Source organism: Rhodoluna miladensis (SeqCode) (assembly GCF_965234705.1).
Classification (GTDB): domain Bacteria; phylum Actinomycetota; class Actinomycetes; order Actinomycetales; family Microbacteriaceae; genus Rhodoluna; species Rhodoluna miladensis.
The window spans coordinates 67566-83612 of sequence record NZ_OZ248465.1; the positions used below are offsets into that span (position 1 = coordinate 67566).

The following is a 16047-nucleotide window of genomic DNA, read 5'->3' on the forward strand; positions in this document are numbered from 1 at the left end:
ATTTTTGAAGGGTGGTTTTGCATGCCGGTCAAGAAATTGTGGGGGCCAAGATTGCGCGTGCTCTGCGAATTGCAGCGGCACTGTCTGACGTTGCTAGGAAACGCTTCAAATCATCAGGCGTACCGAGTCCGTGCATGATGAGCCCAACAGGCCCTAGGTTCATCGACTTCACCGGACCCTCTAATTTTGAAAGATAGTTATAGGCAGGTCCAACATAGAACTCACCCCCTACCTTGTCTCCCATCCGCTCCATCTCCTCGAATGCACGAAACATTTCTGAAGCCCTACGAAAACCATAGATTCCAACCGTTGCGTAGGGAGAGACAACTTGTTTCTCTACTACGCGTATAACATCGTTGTCTGCCGTGAGGTCTGCATATGACCACTGGGGGTCATCGTCTTCCATTGTCAAAATCACACCTGAACAGCTGATTCCCTTGACCAATGTTTCATAAAAGTATTTGGGGTCAAACCTTACATACTGATCGCTATTCGCTACAACTACTGGAGCGTTTGCTTGAAGGAGATCCTCTGTGAGGGCTACTGACTTGGCCGGACCCAAAGTTGTTTGTTCAACTGAAACTAGTTTTATCGGAACTCCAAGTTTTTGCTCCATTTGAAGCGCGATGGATTCCAATTCAAACTCAGCGCGCACAATTAGGACGATCTGAGAAACCTCCGCACTGATGAGATTGGCAATAACGAGCTCGAACATTCTTATGCCGCCAACGTCTATTAGTGGTTTCGGAGTCTGCACACCTGCATTGAGGAACCTCCTACCTTCACCGGCCATTGGTATTACGAGCTGCACCCCTTCACTCATTATCTTGCCCTACTTGACCAACTACTTTGTCTTCGGGGGCGCTTGGGCTCTTTAGCACTAACAGCAAGACCTCCGTTTCCGCATGAAAACTGGCTGACAGGAGGGGAGGGATTATAAGAATATCACCGGTAGTCAATACCTCACCTGCAAGAAGACACCTTCCTATCAAAACAATCGTGATCTCAGTCACACTTCGCTGATAGTGCTCCGGCTCTGAACTGCCAGCCTCGAAGTGTTTTATGCTGACTTCCAACTCCTTGGACCTCAAAAGGGCAGGCGAAAAATCGCCTGCTAGCCAGCCTCCAGGAAACTCTTCGATTCTCCGACGAATAACTTCGTTCTTCAACGGGGATTCCCACTGGCAAAATCAATGGGCCTGGACCAAGATTTGTACTGGTCAGGCTGGATCAGCGAATAACCCACCGAGCACTCCTCCTTAATTAGGAAGTTCATTACGGAGGAAACGTAAAAGTTACCGCTCAGATGGGCGTTATTCAAGAGAACCCACTCTGCCCCCAGCAGAAAAGTTTTGGCTTGTCTAAAGTAGAAGACGCCCGTTGTCGCTAAGTTGCCAACTTGTAGCTTTTCGGATACTTCTACAACTTGCCCTTTGCCATCCGTTGCAATGTACGACCATCTAGACCCGCTCGATTCAAATACAATAGTCCCTGCATCAAGGTTTTTTTGGTGAAAAGTGCGCACAAATTGCTCCACACCTCCTAAAATCATCGAATCCCCGGCTGCAATAACAAGTGGATCATCGCCACTTAGCATGTCAGCGCACATTAATGCGGAGGCAAGGGCACCACGCGCTCGAGTGGGCACTTTAACTATTTTTGCGGTTGGGAAAAGACTCACAATTGAAGAATCAACACCCCACTCATTAGCCTCTTCTCGGTTTACAGCCACAAGAAAATTGGATTTGTCAACGACGTAGCTATTTATGGCAGCCTCAATCACATTCCCCCCCCCAACGTTGACGAGACTCTTGGGGGTCAGGAACCCTGCATCCAGAAATCGAACCCGGCTGTCACCGGCCGCTGTCACTATTGTCTGAATCTTCACTTGATGAGTCCCTCATTCGAAAGAGCCGTCTCTATTAGTGAGATTCTGGTTTGCTCTACTTTCGATACTCGCACCACTTGGCACCCAGCGGTTGTGGCGGAAGTAATTCCATACTCATTATCTTCAACGACCAGGCATTCATGTGGAAGAACACCAAGCTCAAAAGCCGCCCGTAAGTAAATTTCTGGGTCGGGCTTCGGCAAACTCACATCCTCGTTTGTCAATAGAACATCCAATTGACCCAGTAGACCCGCGCTAGATAACATCTGCTCAGCAGTTCTTCGTATTGAATTTGTGGCCACCGCCAACAAAAGGCCCTTACTTCTAATCCACTGGAACATGAGGAGCTGCTCCATCTTTGGAAAACACTCGTTCGCAACGAACCTAAGTGTCCTATCCTGTTTTATTGAGGAGATGATGTTGTGGAGACTCTTAGGTAACCCCATTTCTTCAGAAAGTATCTCGAGTTTCTTTCGGGTGGGCAGGCCGTCGAAACGCGACTCGTGGTCCTGTGCAGAGATTTCTAAACCAAAAATTGACAAGGCGTCGTTGAGTGCATGGAAGTGCCACTCTTTAGCATCCACCAAGGTCCCATCCATATCGAAAACAATCGCCTTAATTGTCATTTATTTGCGCCATTCTCTCGAGAAACTCTTTAGGGTAATCGGTGCAGACGCCCACATCTTTACCCTCTTGGATCCAAGTCAGGACTTTCTCCCAAGCAGGGTTATGGTCCCTGCCATGCAGCTCAGGAGAGACTACAAAGACTCTTGCCCCCTTTGGAAAAAAATCATCCCACTCTATGTTGAGCCACCAATCACCAAAAAAAGAATCCATCCAGTATATTCCGGCTTCTGCTTCTACCTTTGATGATTCCCGCGGTTCTTCGATTTCACTTAATCGAGTGGCGCATGCCAATCCTCGGGATCTGTATTGCACGGCTTCGGGAGCGGCCATGTCAAAGAAAAAGTGCTGGATTTGATCCAGGTTCTTGATTTTTTGAATCAGATCCAATAACCCGTCTGACTTTACGTTTAGAGCTAAGTAGCCTTTGTAATTCAACTCCACAAGTTCCGCCAGCACTTCTGCCAATTTTGGCTCATTCCCAAGCGGTACATTGTGAGAAACCACGAGCTCTGCGCGATAGTCCCTGATATCAAGCTCTATACCCATACCCTGCAGAGCTGCGAGTTTGAAAGAATTTTGACTATTCTGTTCCAAAATCGAACTCCAAATTCCACGGTGGCATAGCACCATGGATTTTGACCAGCTCTTGGACACATTCACTCATCCCAATTTAGTCCAGACCCTTTCCGTTCCTTAGCCCATTTAGTTGATTTGTATCGTGGGTTGCCTAATTCTCATTGATTTTTGTAACACGAACTATGGCCCCGGCTTTGGACAATGACTTTAGGACAAATAAGCGCCTATCCGGGTAAGCGGTCAACTCGGTTATTGCAGGAGGACCCCTGCCCGATAGTCAGCTGCGGAGTCACAAGTAATGTAAGCCTCGATGAGCACAAAGGGGCTTAGGATCAAAATTATGTCCAAGTTGCTAACCCTGTGCATAACCGTCTTCAACGAAGAAGAGAATCTACCTGGTCTTTTCGAGGACATCGACAAGGCACTAAGTTCGTTCCCAGAACTTTCCCTAGTTTTTGCAGAAAACGGAAGCTCTGATACAAGTCGTCAAACTCTGCTGGAGTTTGCATCCGAAAATGCATCCAAAGTAGAGGTAGTTTGCATAGACCAAAATGTTGGCTATGGGGGCGGTCTTGCAACTGCTGCAGAACATGCGAAAACAGAGTTTCTATGTTTTTTCTCGGCAGATCGACAATACTCGGCCGATGACTTAATTCAACTCATCACAAGATTCGAGCAACTCAAGATTTCAGGGTTAACTAGTTTTGTGGTGAAGGGAAACAGAGTTGTGCGTTCGGACTCTTGGAGCGGCCGTGTTGTTTCCGCCGTGTACAGCAGGTTGGCCAGACAATTGTTGGGCATTGCGTCTAAGGACATCAATGCCCTACCCAAAATTTTTCCAAAATCCTACATAAGACAATTGGGCCCTTATTTGAGTCCACAGTTTTTTCTTGACGCTCAAATTCTTTCCATAGCAGGCATAAATGAGGACCAGATCATTGAGGTAGGTGTCCAGTTCAGCGACCGAGCAAATGGAATCAGCTCTTGGGCTGGAAAGAGAGTAAGAACTTACCTCACGACCTTAGTGACATTGATAAGGTTTAGACGAATATTGAAATCAAGTGTAATCTCGAGGTCTAAATGAGGCTCTTTATGCCTTTCCGCTCGAGGCCCTCGTTGGTCACCCAAGTATCCGTGGGAGTTTCGCTATTCTTCGCTTCTTACATTCTTGTCCCGCTGCTTGCCCGAGCGTTTTCCGGGTTAAAGTCTTTGACACCTGAGAATCCCGACACAGAGCATGCGACTTCAATTTACAAAGCTCTGGTTAGCCCAGAAGTGGCTTTATTAGGAAAGGATATTGCCTCAGTGAGGCTAGGGATGTCCTGGGACGATGGATTCGATGGGCCCTTTAATCAACTTGCAAGCCTAAACCAGGGGTTGCTATTTGCTGTTGGCATCGGACTAATTGTTGTGTCGATTTCTGGGGCCACAATTCTCATGTCCAAATCTATTCGTTTACCTTTCGTGGGCCCTGCCAGAGTTGCTGCCCTATTCACTTTCGGTGCTTCAATTGCTTCCCTCGGAGCAATCAGTCGATCCGGCGAAAGGTTTTGGGATGAGCTATATCTTTTCGCATCGGCAGCAGAAAACTTTTCCAAGAATGGAATTCCCGGGGTAGAAATCAGCGGTGGAAGTTTGATTTCTGAAAGCTCAGTTGATTTACTAGTCATATTGGTTGCCGGCCTGATGATTTTTCTTTTTCCTAAAGTAGCCGCAGACTCAGCGGTTATTGTCTCCGGGCTAGGGTTGTCGGCGTTCACAATCATTATGATCTTTCTCGTTTTGAGTAGAACGATGCAGCTCTCCACCAAACAGAGTTTTATCGCCTGGCTATTTGTATTTTTCTTCCCAGTTTGGCTACTCCCGCTTATAGCGCTTATGCCAACAGGTCTTGCCATCTTGGCGTGGTCATTTTTCTCCTTGACCCTGTACTCGTCTCTGATGCGCAGAAACATGATCATTGCATCAGCTAGCTCAGTTGCTTTACTCACCGTGAGGTGGGACCTAGGCGCAGTTGCAATAGCCGCAATTTTGATTTTGACTGCACACACCTATCTCGCTTCAAAAGGCCGGCCACAAGAGCTCAACCCATGGAAAGGCCAGTGGTCGGTCATTATCCCAGTGGGCGTTTTGGGGCTTATGTCTTTGTGGAGAGTTTTGACTTTTGGAAGTCTGGCCCCTTCTGGCCTTACAGGTAAGTCTGTCGGTTTAGATCCAGGGTACCTGAGTAAGGGATTTGACTACCTAAATAGTACATTGCTGCAATCATTTTGGCTATTGCCGGTCTTGGTCCTGGTGGTACTCGCATTCTTCCGAAAACCCCAAGAAGAACGAGCCGCATATCTTTACGTCGTTTTTTGGGTTTTTGTCCCGAGTTTTTTCTCTATTCCTGCTGGAGGTGATTGGTTCCCACTGGATTGGGCTAGGTACACGGCCCCGTCCATCCTTGCGGCATCATTGCTTTCTATTGCCGTAATCATTAAGACCCCAAGTCCCTCGCTGGAAGCCAAAAGGATCAACACAGCAACAAAAACAATTGCCACCGTTAGCGCTTTACTTTTAGTCCTACCTAGCACAAGCTACAATTTAGGATCCAGACTTCACATAGACAATTCGGCAAACAGTTACACCGAAAGAGTTGTTTGCCTCGCAAAGGCCGGATTTGCATTGAAAAAAACATTCCCTCAAATCTCATCAGTGGCTTCAGCAGAAGTAAATACTGTAGCTTTTTTTGCAAGAGCTAGTTTGACGGACTTGATTGGAATAGTAGACCCAAGAATTGCTCGGATGCCACCATCACCACTCGCAGCGGGAGATGTTTTCCATAGACGCGCCAACCATGATTTGATCTACGAGGACAAGTCAGATGCCATATATCTCTTTGAAGGTGCCGACTGCTCAGGATCAAATCCATCTGCGGATGATGATGTTGAGCAATGGAATTCTCTTTTGAATTCCATCATCACAAGATTTAGAGCGGGCGATCCCAATAAGCTTCTTCTGCACTATACGCCAGTTACAATTTTTGCCAAAGATGAATTTATCGCACGGTTTCTAGTTCGGAACTCTCTAGCAGCTAATCTGCAGAGTGGTACCCCTTAAACCGACTAGCCTACCTATTTTTCCTGGGGAAGCGGATGCGCTGTTTAGGGCCATGCTAAAGCCAACTTTGGGAGACCGGATGCATCGCTAGATTTGAGGGCATCTTGTTCTCTGGGCATCGCTAGCTGCCTAGCTTTCCTATAAACTCCTATACGGAGGTCTGTCCGAGCGGCCGATGGAGCTGGTCTTGAAAACCAGTGAACAGAAATGTTTCGTGGGTTCGAATCCCACGGCCTCCGCCACTTTCTATCTGTCAATTCGCTGTGCTTGCAGGGGCTAAATCCTGACCCTCAAATAGACTTGGGAACGGGTTTATAGGAGAAAAGTAGAACTTGTCAGATCAACTGCCTAATTTTGCAACTAGAAGAGTGGTTCGACCACCCTCGGGCCCTCGCAGAGAAATACCTAGACACGGCAATCAAAAATCTCCAGCTCCTTGGCGTAAGTATGTTCGCTGGGGATTCAAGGGCCTAGCTGTTGGAATGGGAGCGCTGCTTGCCGTGACAGGCATCTCGGTCTTCCAGCTTTCAAACACTTTGAAAGAAAACAACATTCAGCTGGTTGATGCCGAAGGCAACGCCTTTGCCCAACCAAGCGTTGAAGACCTAAACGGTCCAGTAAACATACTTCTCGTTGGATCAGACACCCGAAAAGGCCAGGGAAAAGGGTACGGCGATGACACCTCGGAACTAGCTGACGTCATCATGCTTCTACACATCTCCGCCGACCGTCAGAACGCAGTTGCTCTTTCCTTCCCCCGAGATCTTCTAGTTCCAATTCCGGCTTGCCCGGATCCCGAGGGCGGTTCCTTCTCAGCGATGAGTAGGCAGCAAATAAACTCCTCGATTGCATACGGCGGACCTGTCTGCACGCTCCTGACCATTCAGAACCTAACTGGTGTCAAGATTCCATACCTGGCGATGATTGACTTCCGCGGTGTTATAGAGATGTCAAACGCTATTGGCGGAGTTGAAGTTTGTGTAGCAAGTCCAATCGATGACAAGTATTCTAAGCTCCAGCTTGAAGCTGGCCTTCACACACTTCAAGGCAAGGAAGCCCTGGCTTTCCTAAGAACGAGACACGGTGTTGGAGACGGATCTGACTTAGCTCGTATTTCAAACCAACAGGTTTTCCTTACCTCCCTACTTAGAAAAGTAAAGAACGAGGGAGTTCTAACAAACCCGATATACATGTATAGCTTGGCTAACGCCGCCGCTAGAAACATGAAGCTTTCAGATAGTATGACTGACCTTGGCACCATGGTGGCCCTTGCCGGAGCCCTGAGAAACGTTGACCTCGATAAGATGACCTTCTTGCAGGTTCCATCTCGCGGAGGATTGCGTGGCTCAGAAGCTGGAAGAGTTGAGCCCATTTATGACCAGGCACAGTTAATCTTTGACCGAATAGCCAACGATCAACCGATTGTTATCAAGAAAGCCAACACCGGTAACGGTGCAAGCGTTAAGGAGGAAACAGCAACTCCTGAAGCAGACCCTTCGGCCACAACCGAACCAGAAGAAGATGTCTTGCCAGAATGGGCAAGAGGAGCCAATGCTGCTACCGAGCTTTGCTCGGATTAGTGAGGAAGAAGCCGGTCCCAACCCAATAAGGTTTTGAGCTAAACTTCAAGAGTTCTCGGAGACGTCGCATAGCCCGGTCGAGTGCGCCTCACTGCTAATGAGGTAGGGGTTTTAAAAGCCCCTCGGAGGTTCAAATCCTCTCGTCTCCGCTCAAAAACCATCCACTAGAAAACTTTGTTTAGAAGCGTCTCTAGGTTTTCCTCGATGGGTACAGTTCCGTCCAGCACCAACTCTGCCCCTTCGGGCGCCTCATACTCTTGGCCCACTCCGGTTAGGTTAGGAAGCTCACCGGCAGCAGCCTTTTTGTATAGCCCTTTCGGATCACGCTCAGCACAAACCTCAGCCGGGGTCTTGACCCAAACCTCAGCAAAATCACCCTCGGGGAACAGCGCCTTCGCTTGCGCCCGATCCTCCGAGTATGGACTAACTAGAGCAACAATCACGATCAGCCCTGCGTCATAAAGAGAATGGGCGACTTCCGAAACTCGGCGTACATTCTCTGCCCTATCTTCCCTTGTAAAGCCAAGGTCTTTGTTGAGACCTAGTCTCATGTTGTCGCCATCGAGAACATAGGCGTGCATCCCGAGGGAGAACAACTTCTTCTCAAGAGCATTTGCGATTGTTGATTTGCCCGAGCCAGAAAGACCAGTTAGCCAAATCACCTGTGCCCTTTGGTTCTTCTGGGCAGCCCTTGAGTCCCGGTCAATCTCGTAGTGATGCTCTGAGACGTTTGCACTCCTTCGAAGGGCGTGGATAACCATGCCAGCACCAACAGTGTTCATGGTCGCCCGGTCAACCAGGATGAAATTTCCCTTGAATCGGTTTTGTTTATATGGAGTCAAGGCAATCGGGGCATCGGTTGCTAACTCAACAACACCAATCTCATTGGTCTTTAGAGTCCTAGCGGCGTCATGCTCTCCATTGTTGATGTTCAGAACATGCCTGATGTTGGTGACAATTGCCGGGACCTGAGTGGAACCGGATATCAAGTAGTAGCTCTTGGAGCGAATCAGGTCTGATTCTCCAAGCCAGACAACCGTTGCAGCAAAACGATCTGCTGGTGAAGAGGCCTTCTCGGCTAGCTCAATAACGTCTCCTCGCGTTGCATCAACATCCGGCTCAAGAACAAGCGTCACCGCTTGCCTGTCTTCGGCGGTTTGCAGATCGCAATCGAAAGTCGATATTTGAGAAATCTTTGCGGTTTTTTTCGAAGGCAAGACGGCCACCTCATCGCCAACTGCAAACTTTCCGCCAACAATTGTCCCGGCTAGACCCCTGAAGTTTTCTGCCCGGGAAATCATCTGTACTCCAAGGCGAGGTAGGTTTTCACCTGCATCCTCAACGTCCCACTGTTGGATGTACTCCAACAGGGTTGGACCTTGGTACCAAGGCATGTTCTCTGTTCCATAGACCACGTTGTCCCCAGCCAGTGCGCTAACTGGAACAAACTCGATATTGGTGATCTCGAGGCGTTCGATTGTTTCTTTTAGAACTTCTTGGATGTCCTTGTATACCTGCTCGCTATAACCAACACCGTCTAGCTTGTTGATAACAACTGCAATCTTTGTGACCCCCATGAGGGAGCAAATGGTGAGGTGTCGGAGAGTTTGAGTTCTGATTCCACGGGTGGCATCAACAAGCACTAGGGCAATGTCAGCCCTGGAGGCTGCAACTGCCATGTTCCTGGTGTATTGCTCGTGACCTGGTGCGTCAGCAATTATTAGTCTTCTGCCGTTTAGAAGATTCATTGAACGGTATGCAACATCGATAGTGATGCCTTGCTCTCGCTCAGCCTCAAGTCCATCAGTTAGAAGACTGAAGTCAATCTCGCCGGCCTTGATTGTTGAACCCGAGCGACGAACAGACTTTGCGGCATCAACAGTGTCATCAGGAACACTGTCTGTTTCAACAAGCAGTCGACCAATTAACGTCGACTTTCCGTCGTCGACCGACCCACAAGTCACAAGTCTGATTATGGGTTTTTCCACTAGAAATACCCCTCGGTCTTTTTCTTCTCCATGGAATCCTCTTTGTCGCCATCAATTAGCCTTGTCGCTCGCTCGGAGAGCTTTAGCTCGGTGACTTCTTTTACAACTTCTTCCATCGTTGTGGCGTCTGAGTCCACCCCGGCAGTTAGTGGGTAGCAACCGAGGGTCCTGAAGCGAATCTTTCGCATCTCGGGAGTTTCGCCGTCTTTTAGCGGATAGCGCTCATCGTCAACCATGATCATCTGATCTCCGTGCCAAACAATAGGGCGTTCCTTGGCGAAGTAAAGCGGGCTTACCTTGATGTTCTCTTGAAGGATGTAGTTCCAGATATCAAGCTCTGTCCAATCCGAGATTGGAAAAACCCTCATGGTTTGATCTGGGGCAAGCTTTGGGTTGTAGGTTCTCCATAGCTCTGGCCGTTGGCTTCTCGGGTCCCAACGGTGACCTGGTTCACGAACTGAAAGAATTCTCTCTTTGGCACGGCTTCGTTCTTCATCTCTTCGGGAGCCGCCGATGGCTGCATCAAAGCCGTGCTTATCAAGACCCGCCCGAAGGGCAACGGTTTTCATGATTCTGGTGTATTCAGAAGCCCCCATAGTAAAAGGCGTTACGCCATCTTTGATGCCATCGTGGTTAGTTTGAACTAAGAGTTCAAACCCCACTTCTCTGGCCGTTGAATCCCGAAAGGAGATCATTTCTTTGAACTTCCAGGTGGTGTCTATATGCATTAGAGGGAAAGGGATTGGGCCTGGGGCAAAAGCCTTGCGGGCAAGATGAAGCAAAACAGATGAGTCTTTGCCAATTGAATAGAGCATTACTGGTTTGCGGAAAGCAGCAGCTGTTTCCCTGAAAATCTCGATGGATTCGTTTTCTAGGGAGGTCAGAACTGATTTCGATGAAGTCACGGAATCCATTATCCCACCATGGACGACTCCACAACCCAGCTTCCCTTGCTGTTTTGACTAAGGAACGGCGGAATTAGAAAAGCAAATGATCCCCACTCTGCTTCGAGACAGTGTCCCCTAATTGGCCTCCGCGCTTGTAAGCCTGACTAGATTCTCATCTTCCATTGAAATGGAGTTCGCAAACTCGCTCCGCAAGTTTCGATCTAAAGCCCAAATCTCGCGCAATGATTTAAGGGCTAGAGCTCGAGGATCCTCGGTCCGGCCAGCGACATTTGGGTGGTATTTGGAAAGCTTGACGGTGTTTATTGCCACTTCAAGCAGTCGCGCCCTACGACTGCTTTCAATTTCATGTTTTCCAAACTCAACGGGTCTAAAAGTTATTGGGTCAATGGATAGCAACCTTCCCTCCGGAGCGGTATTCAAAAGTTCTAGAACAATTGAATGACTCACCTCGTCACTTGTGAAAATCGAATGAAGGCGCTTCAAATTGGGGGCTGAACTACCCCATGCCCAATCAACGATGCGAATCAGAACCATTACCTCAAATTCGTCTCCCAGAGCTGTCCATGTCGTACCAGTAGACACTAAATCAACGAACAGAGGGTCAGGTGAACTTGCTGATCTCAGTTTTGAAGCGGCGAGGTCTAGGTTCGTCAGTAAGTCGCGGGAGAACTGCATGTATTCACATTCTCCAAAATATGCGCGGTAAATCTCTGAAAGCAAAAAGCAGTCCCTTCCGAGAAAAACCAAATCTCGTCCTGTTTTTTGTAAAAGCTCGCAATAGGCAAACAGAAGGCCTACATTAATTGACACCGAGACGCGATCTACGATGTCAGCACTTGACCGAGTGGTAACGAGCCTGAGCTCTCGAAGTAGCCAGGACAGATTTTCATTATGCTTTCTCACGTTCCGTTCGTAGGATGTGAAGTCCGCACTCTTAGTTAGGATTGCCCCGACACCCACCTCCAAAGCATTTCCGTAGTCCGAGATGTCGTTGTCTCCAAAATGAAGAAGGGGTAGGTCCTTGGATTCTAATTCCGCCCAGTACTTTCCAGAAGCCTTGTCTGAGTTGGAAACATGTATGGGATTGTTACCTAGGTCAAACTTTCTCAGGAGGGCACGCATTTGAGGTTTGCTAAAGTACATGTCCGAGACAAGCACATCGCCGAGGCGAACAAGTTCAAGATTTTCCCTAATTGGTATTAGGTTCTCTAACTCTTCTTTCAATTCCTGGTCCATCAGGTGGAGCGGAATTCCTGCTTCCTCATATATTTCTTCAAGGCTTCTTTCACCGTTATCGGCGCGAATGCGACTGTCGAAGTCGACCCCGAACTTGTGGCAAAAAGCACTAAGCACACTCCCAGGTTCCCCAAAGCGTCTTGCAATGAGTGTGTCAAAAACATCAAAACTTAACCTGTGAGATGGGAAGGGCATTGTTTGGGAGGGGGTTTCTTCAATGACACTTCGGGACCTAAGAAATATTAAGTTAACGTTGGTGGCAGCGGCCAGCGAATAACCCTTTAGGTGCAGGTAATTCGAGATTCTCGCAGTCGAATTACGATGTATGTGGTCGCTCGGCTCAATTTGAATTAAGTCAAATGGATACCTAACAAGGTCGATTCGTTCAAGAATTTCAAAATCCGGGCCTTCCACATCAATCGAAAGAAAGCTCACATCTTTAGGGGAGTAAAAATCTTCCAAGAGTTTGGATATCTCTAAGCTGTCTACATTAACTACCCTTTCCACAGGATAGTCGGGCCAGTGATTCAGGTTAGCCGGTACGAGAGTGGAAAGCTCATCCGCAGCACTAACGAACAACTGAACTTTCCCCGCCCCTTTAGCAACGACCGCCGCGTTCAAAATCTTGTCCCGATCGCGGACTCTCTTCAGGGATGGTATTAATCTTGGATTTGCTTCAACTAGTACCCCTTCAGCCCCCTTTCTATACAAAAGATAAGTTGAGCTAGTGGAGATCGGGTGGTTCGCACCTATCTCCAAGTAAGACACATGGCTGTAGTCCAACTTCTTTTGTAGCAATAACGCTTCGATCAGGGAATGTACTATCAGGTCCTCTCCCCGTTGCCCGTAATGCTCTGTCAAGGGGACCTCTAAGTCGGGAAATTTCACTTGAGGAAACTGGGATATCCGTTTAGACACATAAGGATTGGTGAAGGGGTGGATCGATACCATTTTGTTGCGAGGACCAAAGATCCTCCGGAGCAAGTTAACCGCTATTTTCAACACGAATCAAATTCTACATTATTGAGCGTTTCTCTAGAAGTGCACAAAGCAACGCAACCTATGCGCGGGCTCCTTGGGGAGCCCTTGCGGCTCAGAAACTAGTGATTGAACGTAGGGGGAAATTTCACGGAGCACCAGTCAATTTTGCCTTAGGGCAGATAAGAACCACGACCCAACACTTCGCAAGTCAAAGCCGTTGTTGTTAGGAAAATTTGAATACATTATTCAAATTTACTCCAGCTCTGGCCAATTGACTGTAAAGTTATAAATTGCCTGGGAATTCGGGCACAAGCGCTTGTAGCTCAACGGATAGAGCATCTGACTACGGATCAGAAGGTTGGGGGTTCGAGTCCCTCCAAGCGCACGAGTCCAAATCTTACTTCTGAGGAATGTCACGAGTCAAAAACGAAACTCACTAAGGACAACCAAAAATTGAAGGCTCCATAACCCACAGGTCTGCCATAATTGGCAGCCGGAGTCTTCTGCACCTAATTGATTAAAGGTAGCTAAATTGAAAAAAAGACAAAGAGTGCCCATAGCCACAGTTCTTTTGGCGGGAGCAATGACGATATCCGTTCTGATATATGTTCTGCGCCGACCTGATCAATTTCTAAACCCCCAGATTTGGAATGAAGAGGGGCTTCTGCTGCAATCTCTTTCGGAACAAGGAATTCTTGCGACAGTATTTTTCCCATTCGCTGGCACACTAAACGCTCCAACAAACTTGGCGGTAGTCATTGCGGGAACGCTCAACTTAGCCCAAGCAAATGTACTTTTGTACTGGTTCGCTGTGTTTGTATTCGTGTTTTATCTAGCACTTTGGTCCATCCCTGCTTCTAAATTAAAGCCAGCAAGCAGGGCCCTAATAATGCTATTGACTGCCTTGATTCCAACAGACCCCGAGACGTTTGGAGTTGGTCTTTACACGTTTTGGTGGATGCAGTTATTTGTCATACCGATGTTTTTTTGGGATAAAGCCAAACCACTCCATTCGCAAGTGATTATGGTTATCGCCTGCCTTAGTGGGCCAGTAGGCTGCATTCTTTCGGCTATCTACTTGTCCAAAAGAATTGCACTCCGAGAGGCAATTTCACTACGAGCTTTCTTCCTCCCATCCTTGATCACACTGGCCCAGTTCTTTTTTGTTGTCTCATCAGGGCGCCTTGGAATTTCCACCAACCTAGTGCCGCTTGCAGGACAAATGGCAAATGCAGTTGGAATGTACTTCACATTTGGAATCTTTAAGGAACCTTTGCCCCTTATCATTTTGGTTGGGCTAACTGTAATAAGCATTATTGCCTTGAAAACAATCAAAGATACAGTGCTCTATTTCAAGACAGGTCTACCAGTCAATGACATCGTCATAACAAACATTTCCATTTCCGCCGCCCTCGCTGTTTCGTTGGCATTGGCTGCTATTGCAGGAGGCATAGGGACCAATCCTTTGGATATTGGACCGAGATACTTCTTTTTCTCTTTTCAAATTCTTTCTATCTTTTTAGTTTTTCAGCTTGCAGTTTCGCATTCCAGGGCGACCAAAGTTTTTATCATTATTTCATTACTTTCAAGTCAGTTCGGCACTTTGCAAGCGTGGGACAGGCACCACGATGATCTAGCATGGGGGAATCAGATTCTCAAGTGTTCGCAATCAACTAATGAGACCTATGAAATTTACGTCCACTACATTGGATCCGCAAAAGATGTATGGGATTATTCCGTGAAACAAAGTTTGTGCCGGTAAATGCAGCGCTCTCCCGAAGCCCTATTTTCTCTTGACTGAATAAATTATTTGTCAACAACCGAACACTGGAGCGGATAATCAGATTGGATATGTCTCGATAAATGAAATTTTTGGCTTTAGTTTGCACTGGTCGGCACAAAAGAATCTACCTGCTGGCAATGGGGTTTTTACAGTCGGTTGCCTTCTAGGAGACAGTCAATTCCTAAGCCACGAATGGCTAGGATTTGGTTAACCACCACCACCAGGCAAAAAGGAGTGGATGGGAGAAGCCAGGGACTAAAGTTTTGTCTTTCCATTTACGGCAGAGAGGTATTGAATTGCAGATTTTTGGCAACGTCCGCGCCTTAGTTCTTTCGCTTGGATATGTATGCTATTTGCTTGCATATTTACTCGGACTTAAGAAAGCTGAAAGTTTTCAAAATAGTTTTGACGCCTCAAGAAGAGAAATAGCTCTGTCGAACTTGATATTCAGGCCGTTTTGGAAATCTGGACAGGCCTTTAGAAAAGCCATCCCTGGTTTTGCACCCAATGTTTACATTAAATTTATGGGGCTAGAACCACATCAGGATCCAACATTGCACTTTCTAAGAAACAGCAAGCCTGATGGCCCATGGATGAAGCGAGTCATTACATCGAAACAGGATTTAAACAGCACCGAATCCAAGTTGAGAGTTGCCTTGCACATACATGTGTACTATCCAGAGTTGCTATCTCCAATTCTTCAAGCTCTAAACACAAATCGGGCTAGACCGGATCTGTTTTTAACACATTTCGGAGGAACTAATCAATCTCAGGTGGAGCAAGCTATTTCTGCTTATTCGGGGGTAGCAAAAAGCATAATCCTAAAGACAAACATTGGCCGAGATCTAGGACCTTTCTTTACGCACTTGCCAGAATCTTTTTTTTCGGACTACGAAGTCGTAGGGCATCTTCACACGAAAAAATCTGAAGACCATAGGCAAATGGAAGGGGTTAAGGGTTGGTTCGAATTCTGTGTAGGAAACCTGCTTGGAACAAAGTCGTCCCCTGGAATGCTTGATCACACGCTCAGCGCTTTTGCCTCTAATCAAAAACTAGGAATCGTTTATCCTGACGATCCTCACATAATTGGCTGGAGCGCTAACTACAAACACGCGGTTGAACTTGTCGGCGGAGAGCACCTACCCGACGAATCCGAGATGTTTGATTTCCCAATAGGGAGTTTCTTTTTAGTTCGACCTAGGGCCTTAGAACCTTTGTTAAAACTGGAGTTGAGGGATGAAAACTATCCAGTCGAACCAATACCTTATGACGGAACCACCTTGCACGCGCTGGAGCGCTTGATTGGAATTGTTCCAAGGCAGGCGGGTTTCGAGACGGCCGTAACCTATGTCAGTAGTCTTTACAGATAAGGTCAAAA

13 protein-coding genes and 3 tRNA genes are annotated in these 16047 nt (G+C 47.4%); 8 read left to right on the forward strand and 8 right to left on the reverse strand.

Annotated elements, in window-relative coordinates; translation table 11 throughout:
• Nucleotides 1-28: 28 nt before the first annotated feature.
• From AC8GDC_RS00345 to AC8GDC_RS00365, 5 genes are read right to left on the reverse strand one after another with little or no spacing between them, the layout of a single operon-like run.
• Nucleotides 29-823: a sugar phosphate nucleotidyltransferase gene (locus AC8GDC_RS00345; RefSeq protein ID WP_506557901.1), complete on the reverse strand. Its 795-nt coding sequence runs from the start codon at nt 821-823 to the stop codon at nt 29-31.
• Nucleotides 816-1169, reverse strand: a complete 354-nt coding sequence (locus AC8GDC_RS00350; protein WP_506557902.1) for a hypothetical protein — start codon at nt 1167-1169, stop codon at nt 816-818. The genes AC8GDC_RS00345 and AC8GDC_RS00350 overlap by 8 nt, the downstream gene beginning before the upstream one ends.
• Nucleotides 1166-1888 carry a sugar phosphate nucleotidyltransferase gene (locus AC8GDC_RS00355; RefSeq protein WP_506557903.1) on the reverse strand — a complete coding sequence of 241 codons (723 nt, stop codon included), beginning with the start codon at nt 1886-1888 and terminating at the stop codon, nt 1166-1168. Before AC8GDC_RS00355 ends, AC8GDC_RS00350 begins: the two co-directional genes overlap by 4 nt.
• On the reverse strand, nt 1885-2514 hold the full coding sequence (locus AC8GDC_RS00360; protein ID WP_506557904.1) for an HAD family hydrolase: 630 nt from the start codon (nt 2512-2514) through the stop codon (nt 1885-1887). The genes AC8GDC_RS00355 and AC8GDC_RS00360 overlap by 4 nt, the downstream gene beginning before the upstream one ends.
• Complete coding sequence (locus AC8GDC_RS00365; RefSeq protein ID WP_506557905.1) at nt 2504-3109, reverse strand: PI-PLC domain-containing protein; 606 nt, start codon at nt 3107-3109, stop codon at nt 2504-2506. The genes AC8GDC_RS00360 and AC8GDC_RS00365 overlap by 11 nt, the downstream gene beginning before the upstream one ends.
• A gap of 322 nt (nt 3110-3431) precedes the next feature.
• On the opposite strand from AC8GDC_RS00365, the gene AC8GDC_RS00370 reads away from it, so the two are divergent.
• The 5 genes from AC8GDC_RS00370 (at nt 3432) to AC8GDC_RS00390 (ending at nt 7922) form a co-directional block, all read left to right on the forward strand.
• Nucleotides 3432-4175, forward strand: coding sequence for a glycosyltransferase family 2 protein (locus AC8GDC_RS00370; RefSeq protein WP_506557906.1), 744 nt, complete (start codon nt 3432-3434; stop codon nt 4173-4175).
• A 233-nt stretch (nt 4176-4408) separates the two neighbouring features.
• Nucleotides 4409-6193 carry a hypothetical protein gene (locus AC8GDC_RS00375; RefSeq protein ID WP_506557907.1) on the forward strand — a complete coding sequence of 595 codons (1785 nt, stop codon included), beginning with the start codon at nt 4409-4411 and terminating at the stop codon, nt 6191-6193.
• A gap of 154 nt (nt 6194-6347) precedes the next feature.
• Nucleotides 6348-6435 (forward strand) — tRNA-Ser (locus AC8GDC_RS00380).
• Nucleotides 6436-6525: 90 nt separating this feature from the next.
• Nucleotides 6526-7773: an LCP family protein gene (locus AC8GDC_RS00385; RefSeq protein ID WP_506557908.1), complete on the forward strand. Its 1248-nt coding sequence runs from the start codon at nt 6526-6528 to the stop codon at nt 7771-7773.
• A gap of 57 nt (nt 7774-7830) precedes the next feature.
• Nucleotides 7831-7922, forward strand: a tRNA-Ser gene (locus AC8GDC_RS00390).
• 15 nt (nt 7923-7937) lie between these two features.
• On the opposite strand, the gene cysC is transcribed toward AC8GDC_RS00390, so the two are convergent.
• The 3 genes from cysC to AC8GDC_RS00405 form a co-directional block, all read right to left on the reverse strand.
• Nucleotides 7938-9761 (reverse strand): adenylyl-sulfate kinase, encoded by a 1824-nt coding sequence (cysC, locus tag AC8GDC_RS00395; protein ID WP_506557909.1) that lies wholly within the window; start codon nt 9759-9761, stop codon nt 7938-7940.
• Complete coding sequence (cysD, locus tag AC8GDC_RS00400; protein ID WP_506557910.1) at nt 9761-10666, reverse strand: sulfate adenylyltransferase subunit CysD; 906 nt, start codon at nt 10664-10666, stop codon at nt 9761-9763. Before cysD ends, cysC begins: the two co-directional genes overlap by 1 nt.
• Nucleotides 10667-10783: 117 nt before the next feature.
• The gene (locus tag AC8GDC_RS00405) at nt 10784-12910 is read right to left on the reverse strand and encodes an FkbM family methyltransferase (RefSeq protein ID WP_506557911.1); all 2127 of its coding nucleotides are present in this window, start codon (nt 12908-12910) and stop codon (nt 10784-10786) included.
• 288 nt (nt 12911-13198) lie between these two features.
• Between AC8GDC_RS00405 and AC8GDC_RS00410 the strand changes: the two genes are divergently transcribed.
• The 3 genes from AC8GDC_RS00410 (at nt 13199) to AC8GDC_RS00420 (ending at nt 16039) form a co-directional block, all read left to right on the forward strand.
• Nucleotides 13199-13271 (forward strand) — tRNA-Arg (locus AC8GDC_RS00410).
• A gap of 198 nt (nt 13272-13469) precedes the next feature.
• Complete coding sequence (locus AC8GDC_RS00415; RefSeq protein WP_506557912.1) at nt 13470-14648, forward strand: hypothetical protein; 1179 nt, start codon at nt 13470-13472, stop codon at nt 14646-14648.
• Between the two features lie 317 nt (nt 14649-14965).
• The gene (locus tag AC8GDC_RS00420) at nt 14966-16039 is read left to right on the forward strand and encodes a rhamnan synthesis F family protein (RefSeq protein ID WP_506557913.1); all 1074 of its coding nucleotides are present in this window, start codon (nt 14966-14968) and stop codon (nt 16037-16039) included.
• Nucleotides 16040-16047: the final 8 nt, after the last annotated feature.

Coding starts and splice junctions, on each gene's coding strand:
- AC8GDC_RS00375 (WP_506557907.1), top strand. CDS start 4,409: ATGTCCTGGGACGATGGATTCGATGGGCCCTTTAATCAACTTGCAAGC.
- AC8GDC_RS00345 (WP_506557901.1), bottom strand. CDS start 823: ATGAGTGAAGGGGTGCAGCTCGTAATACCAATGGCCGGTGAAGGTAGG.
- AC8GDC_RS00360 (WP_506557904.1), bottom strand. CDS start 2,514: ATGACAATTAAGGCGATTGTTTTCGATATGGATGGGACCTTGGTGGAT.
- AC8GDC_RS00415 (WP_506557912.1), top strand. CDS start 13,470: ATGACGATATCCGTTCTGATATATGTTCTGCGCCGACCTGATCAATTT.
- AC8GDC_RS00370 (WP_506557906.1), top strand. CDS start 3,432: ATGTCCAAGTTGCTAACCCTGTGCATAACCGTCTTCAACGAAGAAGAG.